Origin of the sequence: Pseudomonas sp. NPDC087185 (assembly GCF_044744955.1) — a bacterium.
Classification (GTDB): Bacteria; Pseudomonadota; Gammaproteobacteria; order Pseudomonadales; family Pseudomonadaceae; genus Aquipseudomonas.
In genome coordinates this window covers 906582-923366 of the sequence record NZ_JBIUZK010000001.1, presented here as the reverse complement: position 1 = coordinate 923366, position 16785 = coordinate 906582, and the positions used below count along the sequence as shown (strand labels likewise).

The 16785-nt window shown below is 63.8% G+C and carries 11 protein-coding genes; 1 reads left to right on the top strand and 10 read right to left on the bottom strand.

Going from position 1 to position 16785, the window contains the following annotated elements; translation table 11 throughout:
• Positions 1 to 178: 178 nt before the first annotated feature.
• From ACIPIJ_RS04380 to ACIPIJ_RS04335, 10 genes are all read right to left on the bottom strand, one after another.
• On the bottom strand, positions 179 to 400 hold the full coding sequence (locus ACIPIJ_RS04380; protein WP_401072998.1) for a hypothetical protein: 222 nt from the start codon (positions 398 to 400) through the stop codon (positions 179 to 181).
• Between the two features lie 132 nt (positions 401 to 532).
• Positions 533 to 1945 carry a heavy metal sensor histidine kinase gene (locus ACIPIJ_RS04375; RefSeq protein WP_401072996.1) on the bottom strand — a complete coding sequence of 471 codons (1413 nt, stop codon included), beginning with the start codon at positions 1943 to 1945 and terminating at the stop codon, positions 533 to 535.
• Positions 1920 to 2594, bottom strand: a complete 675-nt coding sequence (locus ACIPIJ_RS04370; RefSeq protein ID WP_346614959.1) for a heavy metal response regulator transcription factor — start codon at positions 2592 to 2594, stop codon at positions 1920 to 1922. The genes ACIPIJ_RS04375 and ACIPIJ_RS04370 overlap by 26 nt, the downstream gene beginning before the upstream one ends.
• Before the next feature lie 9 nt (positions 2595 to 2603).
• Positions 2604 to 5696, bottom strand: coding sequence for a multidrug efflux RND transporter permease subunit (locus ACIPIJ_RS04365; RefSeq protein ID WP_401072994.1), 3093 nt, complete (start codon positions 5694 to 5696; stop codon positions 2604 to 2606).
• The gene (locus tag ACIPIJ_RS04360) at positions 5693 to 6856 is read right to left on the bottom strand and encodes an efflux RND transporter periplasmic adaptor subunit (RefSeq protein WP_401072992.1); all 1164 of its coding nucleotides are present in this window, start codon (positions 6854 to 6856) and stop codon (positions 5693 to 5695) included. The genes ACIPIJ_RS04365 and ACIPIJ_RS04360 overlap by 4 nt, the downstream gene beginning before the upstream one ends.
• Positions 6857 to 7075: 219 nt before the next feature.
• Positions 7076 to 7810 (bottom strand): YkgJ family cysteine cluster protein, encoded by a 735-nt coding sequence (locus tag ACIPIJ_RS04355; protein WP_401072990.1) that lies wholly within the window; start codon positions 7808 to 7810, stop codon positions 7076 to 7078.
• Positions 7807 to 8118, bottom strand: coding sequence for a hypothetical protein (locus ACIPIJ_RS04350; protein WP_401072988.1), 312 nt, complete (start codon positions 8116 to 8118; stop codon positions 7807 to 7809). Before ACIPIJ_RS04350 ends, ACIPIJ_RS04355 begins: the two co-directional genes overlap by 4 nt.
• 97 nt (positions 8119 to 8215) lie before the next feature.
• A complete protein-coding gene (locus tag ACIPIJ_RS04345; protein ID WP_401072986.1) occupies positions 8216 to 9115 on the bottom strand; it encodes a chemotaxis protein in 900 nt (299 codons plus the stop codon).
• 93 nt (positions 9116 to 9208) lie between these two features.
• Positions 9209 to 11452, bottom strand: coding sequence for an autotransporter outer membrane beta-barrel domain-containing protein (locus ACIPIJ_RS04340; protein WP_401072984.1), 2244 nt, complete (start codon positions 11450 to 11452; stop codon positions 9209 to 9211).
• A 124-nt stretch (positions 11453 to 11576) separates the two neighbouring features.
• Positions 11577 to 14306 (bottom strand): autotransporter outer membrane beta-barrel domain-containing protein, encoded by a 2730-nt coding sequence (locus ACIPIJ_RS04335; RefSeq protein ID WP_401072983.1) that lies wholly within the window; start codon positions 14304 to 14306, stop codon positions 11577 to 11579.
• A gap of 385 nt (positions 14307 to 14691) precedes the next feature.
• Here ACIPIJ_RS04335 and ACIPIJ_RS04330 point away from each other — a divergent pair, with 385 nt between their 5' ends.
• On the top strand, positions 14692 to 16683 hold the full coding sequence (locus ACIPIJ_RS04330; RefSeq protein WP_401072981.1) for a hypothetical protein: 1992 nt from the start codon (positions 14692 to 14694) through the stop codon (positions 16681 to 16683).
• Positions 16684 to 16785: the final 102 nt, after the last annotated feature.

The following is a 16785-nucleotide window of genomic DNA, read 5'->3' as shown; positions in this document are numbered from 1 at the left end:
TGGGGCAGTTTTTATTTTTGAATGTGCAGCTTTCTTATAGGGGACGTTACGGCTTGGCTGAGAGTTAACGCACATAAAAAAAGCCGCTGATCGGCAGCGGCTTTAAAAGGCTAACATATCGACACCGGTGGTGCCCATGGCGTAGCCGAGGGAAAACGGGAGCAGTAGCGGCGCGCGATCAGCTATCGGCATTGGCGGCGCTGGAAGCTTTCGAAGCTGTCTGTTCTGCGTCTTTGCCAGCATCAACCTTGTGCGCGATGGCCTCGCGGGCTTCTTGGTGAACAGCGGCAAGTTCTGCATTACGGGCAACGAAAGCCGGGGATTCTTCGGCCATGGCCAGGGGCGACAACAACAGGGAAGACAGAACGAAAACGCTGGCAATACCCATACTGTTGGACATGTTGAAACTACCTTCTTGCGGGGGCAAGTGCTAATGAGGACAGGGCTAAAGTTAGTCCCTTCACCGCGTGGGAAACAGCACCCGGCGCGATAAGCACTGTTGCGCAAAAGGTAACGATCGCAAGAAAAGCAATTAGACTTTTGCCGCTAACCCGCGTGCTTGAGCACTTGGCAGGCGAATGCCAAAGGTATTGGCACCGGCATCACTGCGCACAAAAACCTCCCCGCCATGCATCAACGCAATCGCCTTGACGATCGCCAGGCCCAGCCCGTGGTTGCCCCCACCACTGTTGCTGCGCGCCGCATCCACCCGGTAGAACCGCTCGAACAGCAGTGGCAGGTGCGCATCATCGATCGCTGGCCCCGGGTTGCTCACCGCAATGCTGACCTGCTCTGGCCCGGCATCGATATGTACCCTGATCACCTGGTTCGGCGCGGTGTGCTGCACGGCATTGTTCAGCAGGTTGATCAGCGCCCGGCGCAGTTGGGCTTTTTCGATGGGGGCCTGGGCATCGCCGCTGACGCTGACGCTGACCTGGGCGTCTTCGAGGATGTAGTCGAGGTAGTCGAGGGTGGTCGCCACTTCTTCGGCCAGCGACGCCTGGGTCAGCGCAGTGGCCTTGCTGCCTTGGTCGGCGCTGGCGAGGAACAGCATGTCGTTGATGATGCTGCGCAGGCGCTCCAGTTCTTCCAGGTTCGACTGCAGCACTTCGAAGTAATGCTCGGCGCTGCGCCCCCGGGTCAGGGCAACTTGGGTCTGGCCGATCAGGTTGGTCAGCGGCGAACGCAGTTCGTGGGCGACGTCGGCGTTGAACGCCTCCAGCCGTGAATAGGCCTGGCTGACCCGGTCCAGCGCAGCATTGAAAGCGCCAGCGAACTGCGCCAGCTCCGGCGCCAGGTCGACGGTCTGCAAGCGGCCGTTCAGGCGTGGTGGCGCCAGGGCCTGGGCTTCATTGGACAGCGCCAGCAGCGGGCGCAGGCCGATGCGCGCCACCCAGTAGCCGAGCACCGAGGCCAGCAGCACGCCGAGCACCGCCAGGCCGACGATGGCCACCAGCAGGCTGTGCTGCGCCTGCCAGAAGGTTTCGGTGTCGATGGCGATCAGAAAACGCAGGGGCGGGCGCTCGCCCAGCGCTGGCAACTCGCTGACCAGCACCTTGTACGGGTAGAGGTGGTCGGGCAGGCGCAGGTCGCGCATGCCCGGCGTACCTTCGGCAAAGGCGCGGACCAGCTCGCTGGGGTGGCCATACTCGAAGGCCGGGTTGCTGCCGACCACCCAGAAACGGATGCGCTTGTCTTCTTCACTGAGCAGGTTGAGCTTGTTGCTGACCTTGGCCCAGTGCTCGGCCGTGCCGAACCGGTTGAGGGTGGATTCGAGCACGCTGTAGCGCGCATCCAGCTCGGCCGCCGGCAGCAGGTCGAGGCTGCGGTCGACCTGGCGGTACAGCGCCGAGCCGATCAGCACGAATACACCCAGCGCCACCAGGATGAATAACGCCGACAGGCGCAGGGCGATGGAGTTAACCGGCACGGTTTTCCAGGACATAGCCCATGCCTCGAATCGTGTGCAGCAGCTTGTTGTCGAACGGCCCGTCGAGCTTGGCGCGCAGGCGCTTGATGGCCACTTCGACGACATTGGCGTCGCTGTCGAAGTTGATGTCCCAGACCAGCTCGGCGATGGCCGTCTTGGACAGGATTTCGCCCTGGCGCCGAGCCAGCACGCTGAGCAGCGAAAACTCCTTGGCGGTCAGCTCCAGGCGCTGGCCGGCGCGGCTGGCCTTGCGCGCCATCAGGTCGATCCACAGGTCGCCAACCTGCACCTGCAGCGGTTCGTGGCTGCTGCTGCGGCGGGTCAGGGCCTGCAGGCGGGCGACCAGTTCGAGGAAGGAGAACGGCTTGCCCAGGTAGTCGTCGGCGCCTTCGCGCAGGCCATGGATGCGGTCTTCGACGCGCTCGCGGGCGGTGAGCATGATTACCGGCGTCTGCTTGCGCGCGCGCAGGGCGCGCAGCACGCCATAACCGTCCAGGCCCGGCAGCATCACATCGAGCACGATCACCGCGTAGTCGCCTTCCAGCGCCAGGTGCAGGCCGTCGATGCCGTCACGCGCGAGGTCGACGGTAAAGCCTTGCTCGCTCAGGCCGCGGTGCAGGTAGTCGGCGGTTTTCTCTTCGTCTTCGATGATCAGCACGCGCATGGTCGGGTCTCAGTGGGTACTTGGCGCCACCGCGGGGGCGGCCTGGCGGCGGTGGAACAGGCGCTCCAGGGCCAAGTATATGACCGGGGTGGTGAACAGCGTCAGGGCCTGGCTCACCAGCAGGCCGCCGACCACGGCGATGCCCAGCGGCTGGCGCAGTTCGGCACCGGCGCCGAAGCCGAACATCAGCGGCACCGCACCGAGCAACGCGGCCAGGGTTGTCATGATGATCGGGCGGAAGCGCACCAGGCACGCCTGGCGGATCGCCTGCTCGGGCGTCATGCCGTGGTGGCGCTGGGCTTCCAGGGCAAAGTCGATAAGCAGGATGCCGTTCTTCTTGACGATGCCGATCAGCAGCACCACGCCGATCAGCCCCATGATGCTGAAGTCCTGCCCGCTGCCCCACAGCAGAATGATCGCGCCGAGGCCTGCGGAGGGCAGAGTGGAGATGATGGTCAGCGGGTGGACCAAGCTCTCGTAGAGCACGCCGAGGATGATGTACACCGCCACCAGCGCGGCGAGGATCAGCCACGGCTGGCTCGACAGCGAGCTCTGGAACGCTTGCGCAGCGCCTTGGAAGTTACCGGCGATGGAGTCGGGCATGCCCAGTTCGCGCTGGGTGCGTTCAAGGATCTGCACCGCATCGCCCAGGGCCACGCCGGGGGCCAGGTTGAACGACAGGTTGGCGGCCGGGAACAGCCCGTCATGGCTGATCGACAACGGCCCGGTGCTGGGCGCCGCGACATGCGCCAGGGCCGACAGCGGCACCATCTCGTTGGTCAGCGGCGAGCGCAGGTAGAAGAAGTTCAGGCTCTCGGCCTTGCCGCGCTGGCGGGCATCGAGTTCGAGGATGACCTTGTACTGGTTGGTCTCGGTCTGGAATTCGCTGATCTGCCGCTGGCCGAAGGCGTCGTACAGCGCCTGGTCGACATCGGTGGTGGTCAGGCCGAAGCGCGCTGCCGCCTGGCGGTCGATATCGATGCGGGTGACGCTGGCACCCAGTTGCAGGTCGTTGGAGAGGTCGCGCAACGCCGGGTTTTCACGCAGGCGGTCGGTCAGGCGCTGGGTCCACAGGTTGAGCGCGACACCGTCGTTGCTCTTGAGCACGTATTGGTACTGGGTGCGTGATGGCCCGGAACTGAGGTTGATGTCCTGGCCGGCGCGCATGTACAGCACGATGCCCGGCACCTGGGCGAGCTTGGGGCGAAGCCGGTCGATCCACTCGCTGGCCGACACATCGCGCTCGCCGCGAGGTTTGAGCGAAATCCAGAAGCGGCCGTTGGCGATGGTCTGGTTGCTGCCGGTGACCCCCACCGAGTGCGAATAGGCACGCACTGCAGGGTCCTCGCCGATGATCTTCGCCAGCGCCAGGTGCTTTTCGATCATCGACGGATAGGAAACATCTGCAGCCGCCTCGGTGGTGCCGAGGATGAAGCCGGTGTCCTGCAGCGGGAAGAAGCCTTTGGGGATGCCGACGTAGCCGGCCACGGCCAGTGCCAGGGTAATGCCGAACACCCCGAGTGTGATGCGCCGGTGGGCCAGGGCGCGGTCCAGGCCTTTTTCATACCCGCGCAGCAGGCGCTGACCGAAACCGCCTGCGTGCTGACCGGCTGGGCGGCGCATGAACAGGGCTGAGAGGGTCGGGGCCAGGGTCAGCGACACCACCACCGAAATCAGGATGGTCGCGGTGGCGGTGAGGGCGAATTCCTTGAACAGTCGGCCGACCACGCCGCCCATGAACAGCAGCGGAATGAACGCGGCGATCAGCGAGAAGCTGATCGACACCACCGTGAAGCCGATCTCGCCAGCCCCCTTGAGCGCCGCGGTGCGGCTGTCGTCGCCGGCCTCCAGGTGGCGGTGGATGTTCTCCACCACGACGATCGCGTCATCCACCACGAAGCCGACGGCGATGACGATGGCCACCAGCGTCAGGTTGTTGAGGCTGAAGCCGAGCACGTACATCAGTGCACAGGTGGCGATCAGCGACACGCCCAGCACGCTGGATACGATGAAGGTCGCCGACCACTGGCGCAGGAACAGCGCCATGACGCCGATCACCAGCGCCACGGCGATCATCAGGGTCAGCTCCACTTCGTGCAGTGAGGCACGGATGGTCTGGGTACGGTCCTGCAGCACCGACACCTCGACCGAGGCCGGCAGCATTTCCTGCAAGCGGGGCAGGGCGTCGAGCACCCGGTCCACGGTATCGACGATATTGGCGCCGGGCTGGCGGAAGATCACCAGGTTGAGCCCCGGCTGGTCGCCGGACCAGGCTTTCACATAGGCATTCTCGGCACCGTTGATGACTTTGGCCACGTCCTTCAGGTGCACCGGCGCGCCATTGCGGTAGCTGACAATCAGTTGCGCGTAGTCTTCGGGGTGAAACAGCTGGTCGTTGGCGGCGATGGTCGACACGCTGTGCTCGCCATACAGCGCGCCCTTGGCCAGGTTCAGGCTGGTCTGCTGGATGGCCAGGCGCACGTCGGCCAGCGTCAGGCCGATGGCCGCGAGTTTTTCCGGCTGTGCCTGCACCCGTATCGCCGGGCGCAGTTGCCCGGTGATGTTGATCAGGCCGACCCCGTCGATCTGGCTGAGCTGGCGTGCCAGCAGGGTTTCGGCGTAATCGCTGAGTTCGTTGCCGGGCATCTGCGCCGAGCTGACGGTGAGGATCACCACTGGGCTGTCGGCCGGGTTGACCTTGCGCCAGGTGGGCGGGCTGGGCAGGTCTTGCGGGAGACGCGCGGTGGCGGTGTTGATCGCCGCCTGCACTTCCTGGGCGGCGGTGTCGATGTTCTTGTCGAGGGTGAATTGCAGGATCAGCGTGGTCGAGCCCAGCGCGCTGCTGCTGGTCATCTGGGTCATGCCGGGGATGGCACTGAACTGCACCTCCAGCGGCGTGGCCACCGACGAGGCCATGGTTTCGGGGCTGGCGCCGGGCAGCTGGGCGGTCACCTGGATAGTCGGGAAGTCTGCCTCTGGCAGTGGCGCCACCGGCAGGCGCGGAAAGGCGATGGCGCCCAGCAGCACCAGGGCGAAAGTCAGCAGCAGGGTGGCGATGGGGTGGTCGATGCACCAGGCCGAGACGCCATTGCGGGTGTTCATGGCTGGTGCCTGCGGTCGGCCATCTCGGCCGGTGCCGGCGCGCCTGGGGTGATCTCGACTCGCGAACCGGGTTTCAGCCGCGACTGGCCGTCAAGCACCAGCTGGTCCCCGGCCTTGACCCCGGCGACGATGTTCAGCGTGCTGTCCTGATACAGCACCTTGACCGGCACGCTGGTGACCTTGTCGCCGTCGAGGCGGTAGACGAAGTGGCCATCGATGCTGCGTTGCACCACGGTGGGCGGCACCACCAGGGCGTTTTCGTCCATGGCCGTGCGCAGGCGCACGGTGACCAGCTGCCCCGGCCACAGGCGGCCGTCGTGGTTGTCGAACTCGGCCTTGACCCGCACCGTGCCGGTGTTGGCCGAGATCTGGTTGTCGATCAGCGCCAGGTGGCCTTCACCCAGCAGGTTGCGCTCGCCATCGGCGTCCATGTAGGCCTGCACCAGCGCCGGCGTCGGCGCTTTCAGCAGCCCTTGCAGGGTCGGCAACATCTGTTGCGGCAGCGAGAACTCCACCGCGATCGGGTCGATCTGCGTCACGCTGAACAGGCCCTGGGTGTCGCTGGTGCGCACCAGGTTGCCGGGGTCGATGTTGCGGATGCCGACGCGCCCGGTGACCGGTGAGCGGATCTGCGTGTAGGAGAGTTGCACCTGGGCGTTGGCGATGGCGGCCTGGTTGCCCTTGACCGTGGCCTGCAGCTGGTTGACCAGCGCCTGTTGCTGGTCGAGGGTCTGCTTGGACACGCCGTCATCGCTGCTGAGCAGGCGGTAGCGCTTGAGGTCGACACCGGCCACTTGGATTTGCGCCTGGCTCTGGCCAAGCTGGGCACGGGCCTGGTCGAGGCTGGCGCGGATGCTGCGGTCGTCGAGGGTGGCGAGCAGGTCGCCTTGCTTGACCCACTGGCCCTCCTTGACCAGCACCTGGGTCAGTATGCCTTCGACCTGTGGCCGCACTTCGACACTGTGCAGCGACAGCACCGAACCGATGGCACTGGCGAAGCGCGGCACGTCCTGCTGGGCGACGCTGACCACCCGCACCGGGATGGCGGCCTGGGCGCGGGCCGCGGGCGCCTCGTGGCGCTGGCCGTACCAGATGCCCAGGGCCACCAAGGCGAACAGTGCCAGGCCGGCAAGCAGGAGAGAGCGGGAAGGACGTCGCATCGGTGCGGGCACCTTGGCCAAGGGGGATGAGAAACGGTTGTCGGTACTCAAGCTTATAGCCCCCGAACCGGGTCGGCAGCGTGACCGCTGGCTGACAGCGCTGACAGTTTCGCGTTTGGCAGTACCGGCCCTATCGCCGGCAAGCCGGCTCCCACCGGTACGGTGGAATCTTTGAAAGTACTCGGTCGGCGTGGGAGCCGGCTTGCCGGCGATAGCGCCCTAGAAGCCGATGAAGGCGTAGTAGACGGGCGTTTCGCTCGTCGTTTGCAGGCCGAGCCCCTGTAGGCTCACCGCGAGCCCATCATCCTGCACATGCAATGTCCACCGGCAACCCTCATCCGCCGGCACCTGCCCCAGTGCTCCGGCAAACGCCTCCATCTCCGGCAGATACGCCGTAAACCCATTCCCCTTCAACGCACTGGTAGTCATCCCCAACGCCTGGCAAACGGCAACCTTGGCCGCAATATCGTCCCGGTCAGCCTGGCGCGAAGCCTGCACCAGCGCGGCCAGCTGCGGGTCGACTGGCTGCGTGCCGTGAATCAGCTCAGGGCCTTGTTCCCACGCTTCAGGCGGGCAGTCCTTGTTCTGCGGGCGCAGCGGAATGTGCGGGTTGATCTCCACCGGGTAGATACGGCAGACCAGCGGCCGGGTCTCGTAGATGGTGCACAGGTCATTGGCGTCGAGGTTACGGCAGCGCCCGGGGTTGAACGCGGCAAAGGTCACCGAAACGCGCACTTCGCTGGCGCCGCAGGGCACCGGGTACGAGCGGCGCAGCACATGCTCGCGCTGGTCGGCCGGCATGCCCGGGCCATCCGCCACGAAGGCTTCGATCAGCACCACCACCTGGCCGCCGGAGGCTGCCCAGCGGCGCGACTCGGCCAGCGTCAGCGGTACATGGTGGCCGGTGCAGCACTTGCCGCAGCCGGTACAGGCGAAACGCAGGCTGTCGTTCACTTGGCGTCAGGGTTCCATTCGCTGACGAAGGCACGCTGGTGCTGGCGGTCGTACAGGCACAGCTCGGTGCCGGTACGTTGCTGCATGTGCTTTTGCGGGTACACCCCTTCGATGACCAGGGCGCTGAAGCCGACCTGGTCATCGAACTCCGCAGGTTTGCCGCGGGCGTGGGCATCCTTGAACTGGCTGGCGGCCAGGCAGGCCTTGAGCATCTGCTGGCGTTGTTCGTTCCAGGCCTGGCCGCTTGAGGCCATGGCAACACCGCTGAAGGCGGCGTAGGCAATCAGGAGGGAGCTGAGAAACTTCATACGCAATTCCGGGAAAGCATCCAACGGGCACCCATCATGCCCGAGTCAACCCCGGCAGCAAGCCAGGGCGTTTTCGCTGAATATAACAACACGGCCGTCAGCGCTCGGCAAACACCACGGTGCGAGCAGCCACCACCAGGCAATCGGTCAGCTCCGGCGAGGAGAACTTGGTGAGGATCGCGTTGGCCCCGGCGAGCCTGGCCTTCTCGGCGCTCATCGCGCTGTCCAGCGAGGTGTGCAGCAGCACATAGAGGTGCTGGAAGTCCGGCGTTTCGCGCAGGGTGCGGGTGAAGGCATACCCGTCCATCTCCGACATTTCGATGTCGGAGACGATGATATTGATTTCCTGCCCGGTGCCCTGCAGCTCCAGCAGCACGTTGATCGCATCCTTGGCACTGCGCGCGGTGTGGCAATCGATGCCCAGGTTGCGCAGGGTGTGTACCGACTGCTGCAACGCCACCTGGCTGTCGTCGACCACCAGGATGTTGGCGGCGGCCAGCAGGCTGGCATCCTCTTCGTTCACTACACCCGTCGCAGGCTCGGGCGCGGCGGGGGCGATGGCGTGGATGACCTTCTCGATGTCCAGCACCTGCACCAGGGTGTTGTCGACCCGGGTCACGCCGGTGATGAACGAGCGGTTGCCCGAACCATAGGGTGGCGGCTTGATGTCGGTGCTCAGGCAATGGACGATGCGGCTCACCGCTTGCACATGCAGGCCCTGGCGCGAACGGCTGATCTCGGTGACGATCAGGCAGCCACCGTCGGGGTCGGCCAATGGACGCTCACCGATGGCGCGGGACAGGTCGATCACCGACAGCGGGTTGCCGCGCAGGGTCGCCACGCCTTTCACGTGCGGGTGCGACTCGGGCAGCTTGGTCAGCGGCGGGCAGGGGATGATCTCGCTGACCTTGAGCAGGTTGATTGCCATCAGCTTGCCGCTGCGCAGCGTGAACAGCAGCAGGGACAGCGAGTCCGCGCGGGCTTTTTGCGTGGCCATGGTGACCTTCGTGGGAAACAGGGGATGACAGGCTATCGGCCCAGGGTGGCTGGGCTTTAGGCAAAAAGTAGGGGCCGTGCGGCCCCTGATGGTTCAGAAGTTGTAGCGAACGCCGAGGTTCACGCCCCAAGGCTGTTCGATGTTGTTGCCCTTCATGTAATCGAAGCCGGCATTGACCTGCACGGTGTCGGTCACCTGCGCGGCCACACCTGCACCCAGTTCGATGCGGCTACCGGACAGGTCGTTGTCGAACCGATTGCCGTTGACCTTCACCTGGTTGTTGCGGGCGAATTCATGGGCGGCGGCCACCTTCACATACGGCTGGACAAAGCCGCCTTTGTCGAGCGGGAACGTGCGGCCGACATGGCTGCCGACCTTGCCCAGCAGCGAATCGGCAGCGTCGGCGCTGGCGCGCATGCCGTTGTCCAGGTTGTAGCTGGCGCCATCGACCCACAGTGTGGACGCCTGGGCGTAAGGCTCGACGAACCAGCCATCGTCCAGCGTGATGTGCTTGCCCACCTCGACCGAGGCGCCGATGCCGTTGTTGCTGTACTCGCCCTTGGCCTTGCGGCCATCGCTCATGCGCACGTCCGATTTGTTCTGGAAGCGGTTGGCCTTGATCAGCGCGTCGATGTACAGGCCATCGTCAGCCAGCCAGGTGCTGTACACGCCGAGGTGGAAGCTGTCGACCTTGCCACTGGTACCACCCGACAGGTCCAGGTCCGAGCGGCTGTAGCCGCCCGTCACACCCACCAGCCACTGGCCGCTGTTCGACGGCAGGGGCGCGTCGGCACCAAAGGAGATGCCCTGTTGCACCTGGTCATAGGCAGCACCGGCACCGGCTGCCACCTTGTACTTGTTACCGTAGCTGCGCAGCCAGCCGCCACCCTGGGTGTTGCCGTTGCGCAGTTCGCCCATGCGCGAGCGCAGGGTGGTCGATTCGCCGTACCACACGGTGGGCGCGGCGCTGAACAGGCCGGTGACCGAACGCGTGCCTGGGGTGGTGGTGTCGCCCTTGCGCACCAGGAACCAGTCGTCGCCTTGCTGTTCCAGTTCGTAGGCGAAGGTGCCGAAGTCCACCTGGCCGCCGATCAGGCCGAACTGCGAGGTGCTGCCTTCACCGGTGTGCACCACCTGGTGGGCAGTGACAGCGGCGCTCGGGTCGGTACCTGTGTTTTCTACCAGCAGCTGGTGGTTGCCGCTGGCTTGGCCGGTCACGTCGAGGAGATCGCCTTGCTGGGTAGCAAGGTCGGTGCCGAGCATGAAGGTACCGTTGCCGGACAGCTCGCCCAGTTGCAGGCGGTTGAAGGTAGCGTTGCCGTCCGTGCCACGCAGGTTCACCGTGCCGCCGTTCAGGGCCAGGCTGCCCGCGGTGGAGTCGCCGGTCATGGTCCACAAGGAACTGCCGTCTATCGCCAGGCTGCTGGCGTTTGTGACGGTCCCGGTGAGGCTAGCCTGGTTGGCCAGTGCCAGGTTCAGGGTTGAACCTTGATGCACCATCACGTCGCCGTCGAGCTGGCTGGCGTTGACCGATACATTGGCGATGGCCCGGTCGTCCACTTCAAGAATCAGGCCGTTACCGCCGACCAGGGTGGAACCGTTGTTGATCTCGATGTTCACCGGGGTGTCCGCAGCATCATCGGTGATCACTTTGATTGCAGTGCCTTGGCGGCCGGTGACCGACGACTGGTCGAGCACCAGGCTGGATGCCATCGGGCCATCGGCGCGATGGCTGGAGAAGACCATGACGCCGTTGGCATCGCCCGCGATCTGGCTGCCCTCACGGATTGTGGCCGTCCCGCCGGCAACCATTACCCCGACGCCGCCCGGGACCTCGTCCGCACCGGGGGCAGCAGTCAGCCCTTCGACACGGGTGTTGGCCAGGTCGATCACGCCACGGTTGGTAACATTGATACCCCGCCCGGTGCCCGATACGAAGCTGTTGCTGATGCTGGCGATTGGGGCTTGCTCTAGGCCTGTTAGGTTGATGCCGATGGAGAGCGCATTGGGGCGTGACGGGTCAGACGCTGCAATGATGCTACTGCTGTCGATGACGGCGTGGCTGTTGAACAGGGTAATGCCTGTGGTGCCCAGGGCGTTTAAAGCGGCGCCGCTCATGTTCACCTGCGCCGTGTGCGCCACGATGTGAGCCGTGGCCGCGCCAGGGTGGACATTGAGGGTTGCACCGGTGCCCAGGTTGTACCAGTTCACTGGGTCGCCTTGCCTGACATCGAGAGTCTGGTCGGGGGGGACGACCACTTGGGCAGATACGGCTGGCAAGGCGACCAGGGGTAACGTGGCCAGTGCCAGGTAAAAAGGAGCATGTTTGCGTTTCATGATCATCTCTCGACCAAGTGAAAGGGGTAGAGATTTCATAGGAAACGCGCACTGCTATATGTAGGATTTTCCTCAGTTGTCGTAGGAATAGCCTGATATAGCCAACCCCTGACCAGCCGCAGACCTACCAGGAATAGCGTATGCCGACGTTGGCACCCCACGGCTGCTCGATGTTCTTGCCATTGCTGTAGTCAAAATCGGCATGCACCTGCAGTGCGTCGGTCATCTGCACCGCGACACCGGCCCCCACCTCGCCACGCCCGCCGGAAAGGTCATCATGGAAAGTTGTCTCATTGATTTTGACTTTGTTGTTACGGGCGAACTCATGAACGGCCGCCACCTTCACATAGGGCTGCACGAAACCGCCGGCGGCGAGCGGGAAGGTGCGACCGACATGGGTACCCACCTTGCCCAGCAGTGAATTGGCTGTGTTGCTGCTGGCTTGCATGCCGTTGTCCAGCCCGTAGCGTTCACCCTGTACCCACAACGCCGCGACCTGGGCATAGGGCTCGATGAACCAGCCGTCTTCGAGCTGAATATGCCGGCCGGCTTCGACCGAGCCGCCGATACCGTAGTTGTCGTAGTCGCCAGTGGCTTTCTCGCCATCGTTCATGCGTACGTCCGCCTTGTTGGCAAAGCGGTTGGCCTTAAGCACCGCATCCAGGTAGTAACCGTTGTCGCTAAGCCAGGTGCTGTACACGCCGAGGTAGTAGCTGTTGACGCGGCCATTGCTGCCCAGGCGCATGTTGAGTTCCGATTCGCTATAGCCGCCCATGACGCCGATCAGCCACTGGCCATCCTGGGCGGGCAACGGCGTGTCCACGCCGAACGAAACGCCCTGCTGGGCCTGCTGGTAGTCGACCTGGTGGGTGGCCGAGACCTGGTACTTGTTGCCGTAGGTGCGCGCCCACGCGCCACCCTGGCTACGGCCGCCACGCAGTTCGCCCATGCGGCTGCGCAGGGTACTCATTTCGCCATACCAGACGGTCGGGGCGGCGCTGAACACCGCGATGGCCGTGCGAGCGCTGGGCGAGATGATCGGTGGTTGAGTGCCGTCCTGGTTCTGCACCAGGTACCAGTCCGTGTCGCGCTGCTCAAGGCGATAGGAGAAGGTACCGACATCCACCAGGCCGTTGGCGTTGCGCAAGGCGAACTGCGCGCCACCGCCTTCGGTGTGCACCACCTGTTGCGCGTGGTCTTCCGCCACCGGGTCCACGCCGGTGTTCTGCACCAGCAGGCCATGATTACCTTCTGCCTGGCCTTCGATGTTCACCTGGTCGCTCAGGTGCCCGGCCAGGTCGGTGCCGAGCACAAAGGTGCCGCCCCCGGACAGGCTGGTGGCGGTCAGGGTGCGGAACGGGCCCTGGCCGGCGCGCAGGTCCACGGTGCCGCCTTCGAGCGTAAGCGCCCCCACGTTCGAGCTGTTGGTCATGGCGAAAGTGGACGTGGCACCGATGTGCGTGCTGGCCGCGTCGTTCACCGAGCCGGTGAGGGTCGAGGCATTGTTCAGCGTCACCACTGGCCCGCTGCCAGGCGTGGAATTTACATCGCCGGCCATCTGGCTCTGGTCGAGGCTCAGGCTGGCGGCGTTGTTCACCGAACCGATGAGGGCCGAAGCATTGTTCAGTGTCACCACTGTCCCGCTGCCAGGCGTGGAAGTCACATCGCCGTCCATTCGGCTCTGGTCAAGGCTGAGGCTGGCTATATCGTTCACCGAGCCGGTGAGGCTCGAGGTATTGTGCAGCGTCACCACCGTCGCGCTGCCAGGCGTGGAAATCACCTCGCCGGTCATCTGGCTCTGGTCGAGGCTGAGGCTGGCGACGTTATTCACCGAGCCGGTGAGGGCCGAGCCATTGTTCAGCGTCACCACCGTTGCGCTGCCAGGCGTGGAAACCACGTCGCCGCTCACCTGGCTGGCATCGACACTGAGGCTGCCGAGGTTGTTGAGGTTGCCGGTGAACACCGAGCCCGCCGCGAGTTTCGCCGTGGCGGTAGAACCCATGGGCTCGTTGAGCGTGCCGTTGACGGTACTGGCGTTCATTGACAGGCTTCTGAGGTTGTCCAGCGTACCGGTAAGCGAGGCGCCCTGGACCATGGTCAGGTCGGCTATGGCCCCGGTCGCGGCCTGAATGTTGCCGGTCAGGGTACTGGCATCAATCGTGATTGACGCCTGCGCAACAGCCCCGGGGCGTTCGCCCGGCAGGCCGACCTCGACCAGGGTCTGATTGGCTGCGGTAAGTGTCGAGCCGTTGCCGATGATGATCTCTGCCGCCATGGGTAGCGTGCCGAGGTTGCTCACCACGATGGCACTGCCGGCCTGCGAAGTCAGGTTGGAATGGTCCAGTACCAGGCGCGGCGCCGCACTTTCGGCGCTGTTGGAGAACAGCCCGGCGGCGCGGTTGCTGCCCGTGGCGGAGCTGTTGCGCAACATAGCTTCGCCGCCGGGCAGCGAGACCCCAAGGCCATTGCTGGCGGGGTTGGTGCCGAGGGCGCCGGTACCGGTCACCTGGGAATCGACGAGTGTGGCGCTGCTGCCATCGGAAACGTTAAGCCCCCGGCCTGTACCGGCAATCTGGCTATTGGTCACCAGGGCGGTCGAGCCCGGTGCCGCGCTCCCCCTGACCTTGACCACCGAAAGGCCGATATCGCGGGCCGAAGTGACCGTCGAATTGTTGATGGTGGCCTGGGTATCTACCAGGTTCACGCCTCGCTTGGTACCACCGGTGACTGTTGCGCCGTCGAGGCCGACGGTCGAGCCGGGTTGCGCGTCTATCCCCAGCGTTGCGCCGCCAGGTAACACGTACAACTGCGCCGCGTTAAGTACCCAGGCTTCGGCGGGGTCGCCTGGGTTCACGGTGGCACTGGTGCCCGACGGCAAGTTAGCGGCAAGTCCCTGTCCAATGAATGAGGCCAATAACACGCCTGAACGGACAGGAATCCATATAAGTTTCAAAGGGCGGCAGAGGGGCATCGGTTATTGCTCCTGAAGTTATTGTAAATAACGAGCGCTTGAACAAAGCGACAACCGCTCTACCCCTTTAACTATACGGACACTCACCGTCGGCGCACCTGGTAAAACTGCTAGGTTACAGCGATCGGCAATGGGCCTAGATTGAGTCGGTGGCGAAAAAGTGCATCGATCATTCGATGGCGGCGAGCAGCGAACCGTTAGCCGGACTGGCAACATCACGTTAACCTGCTCAAGAAGACTGGCTTATAAAGTTCCGAGGAACAGCCTAATGAATGCCCCAGTAAAGCCAATGCGAGTGTCGGGAGTGTTTGCACTTCCGGACTTTACCGTTCCGAACCGTGATGCAACGCGTTTCATTATTCCAATCCGGTTTCTGACCGCCCCGGTTGACGTTGTAATTCCACGAAGCCCCAATTTTAATGATGGGGACGAAATTGAGATCTTGATGGATGGTGTTGCAGTGGGGGCTACTTACACTATTCCGAATATTACGGACCCCGACTATCGGGTGCCGATTGCCGTGGCTGATTTTCCTGCCAACGGCTTAGACCGGACTGTCATATTGAACTACCGGTATCGAGACACTTTCAACTTGACCGAGGAGGATACTGTTCTAAACCTTCCGGTGCGGTTCGACCGCCTGCGCCCGGGCGCCAACACGTTGGGCCCCATCGATCTCACGGAAGATCAACGGACCGGCATCACCGCAGCTGATTTCAATGGGAGTGGCGAATTGCCGCTGGCCATCACCCCATACCTGCGCATCGAGTTGGAAGACACTGTGCAGGTCTGGATCGGGCCCGATCGTGATAATCAGGCGACAGGTACCTGGCTTCCCGCCATGACCCCTGTTACCGACAAGGATAATGAAATCATTGTCAACGTCCCTCGTGCCGCCCTGGAAGCACTGGGTGACGGTGAACGCTACTTCGCCTACCGAGTTTTCGATTGGGCCGGCAACGAGAGCGTCTGGGCTAACAGGGTTGGCACCACTGTTACCCTCCAGGGGCCTGCCTTGCTGGCGCCGGTGGTACCGGAGTTTGTCAATGATGGCCTGATCGTCTGGCCTGAGGCGAACCCGAATGTGGAGGTCGAGATCCCGGCCTATGCGAATGGGGCAGCTGCAGCGGGGGATGTGATCCAGCTGCGCTGGGGTGCGCAGGATTTGCCACCTTATACCCTGACCGCAGCAGACATCAGCAACAACCCGCTGACGACAATCCTCGTGCCATTGGCCATTGTCCAGCAGACCGGCAATGGCCAGGTTGTGGTCAACTACGAGATGCGGCGCACTAACCTGCCAGGCGCGCGTTCGCCCGATGCCAACGTCCAGGTCGACCTCAGCACCCCCGGCGGGATTGACCCGAACCCGGGCACGCCGGAGCATGAGAATCTCGTCGCTCCGAGCGTCCAATGTGGCGCCAGTCCGGTCAACAGCATCACGCCCCCGGATTTCGGCCTGGATGCCACGGCGACCATTCCCCGCGTTGGGGTCGATGGTACCGTGATCTGGGCAAATGGCGATGTGGTTCAAGTTCACTGGCAGTCGATTTCGAACCCGCAGATCGGCCCGGTCACCGTCACTGTTGGCAATGGCGCGGCAAATCTGCCTGTTCCGATTCCCTTTATCGGCGTCATTGATCAGACCCAAACCGGCGAGTTCGATGTCTGGTACACAGTGACTCGACAGCTGACCCCCACCCCGCCTCCGGCTATGCCAGCGGTAGGGGTCACGTCGATCTCGCCTATCCAGCGAGTGCGAGTGACCTCCCCCAATGCCTTGCCAGGTGGTGCCACCGGTCTCGCGATGGGGGTATTCCCACACGCCAATGCGAACAACATTATTGTCCCAAGGCTGATCAGCCCAGGCGTCTATGATCGCGATACTGTCTTCCGTATTCCGTTGGCAGGCGTCCCGAATGTCGCAGCGGGCGACACGCTCACTTACCGGTTTGTTGGTCACCGAGTCCCTGCGCGTCCACGACCACCCATTAGCCTTACGCCACCGAACCCGCTCGATCCAGAGATTCCAGAGTCTCTGGTGGAGACGCCGGCCGGTACCGCGATCACCCTGACGCCGCAGGATCTGTCTCTGGGCTATCACGAAGTGGCGTTGCCTTACCTGGACCTCACTGACTGGATCTGCTCTAACGGTGCAACGTTGAACTATAGCTTGACCAACAGTGCTGGCACCGTAGTCGCGCCGGCCCGGTATACCTTCTTCGCTGTGAACCCAGCGGGCCAGGCATGCCGCATTTGAAGGTTCCACTAGCAGGCGAGGTCATCAAACCCAACATCAGCAGGCGGACATCTGTTCGCCTGCAGGGATAACCTCTCGTTGCAAAAGGTTGCCCGGCCGGCT

What these genes read in the sequence shown, in the direction of transcription:
- ACIPIJ_RS04380 (WP_401072998.1), bottom strand. Translation starts at nt 400, where the DNA reads ATGTCCAACAGTATGGGTATTGCCAGCGTTTTCGTTCTGTCTTCCCTG.
- ACIPIJ_RS04375 (WP_401072996.1), bottom strand. Translation starts at nt 1,945, where the DNA reads ATGTCCTGGAAAACCGTGCCGGTTAACTCCATCGCCCTGCGCCTGTCG.
- ACIPIJ_RS04370 (WP_346614959.1), bottom strand. Translation starts at nt 2,594, where the DNA reads ATGCGCGTGCTGATCATCGAAGACGAAGAGAAAACCGCCGACTACCTG.
- ACIPIJ_RS04365 (WP_401072994.1), bottom strand. Translation starts at nt 5,696, where the DNA reads ATGAACACCCGCAATGGCGTCTCGGCCTGGTGCATCGACCACCCCATC.
- ACIPIJ_RS04360 (WP_401072992.1), bottom strand. Translation starts at nt 6,856, where the DNA reads ATGCGACGTCCTTCCCGCTCTCTCCTGCTTGCCGGCCTGGCACTGTTC.
- ACIPIJ_RS04350 (WP_401072988.1), bottom strand. Translation starts at nt 8,118, where the DNA reads ATGAAGTTTCTCAGCTCCCTCCTGATTGCCTACGCCGCCTTCAGCGGT.
- ACIPIJ_RS04345 (WP_401072986.1), bottom strand. Translation starts at nt 9,115, where the DNA reads ATGGCCACGCAAAAAGCCCGCGCGGACTCGCTGTCCCTGCTGCTGTTC.
- ACIPIJ_RS04340 (WP_401072984.1), bottom strand. Translation starts at nt 11,452, where the DNA reads ATGAAACGCAAACATGCTCCTTTTTACCTGGCACTGGCCACGTTACCC.
- ACIPIJ_RS04330 (WP_401072981.1), top strand. Translation starts at nt 14,692, where the DNA reads ATGAATGCCCCAGTAAAGCCAATGCGAGTGTCGGGAGTGTTTGCACTT.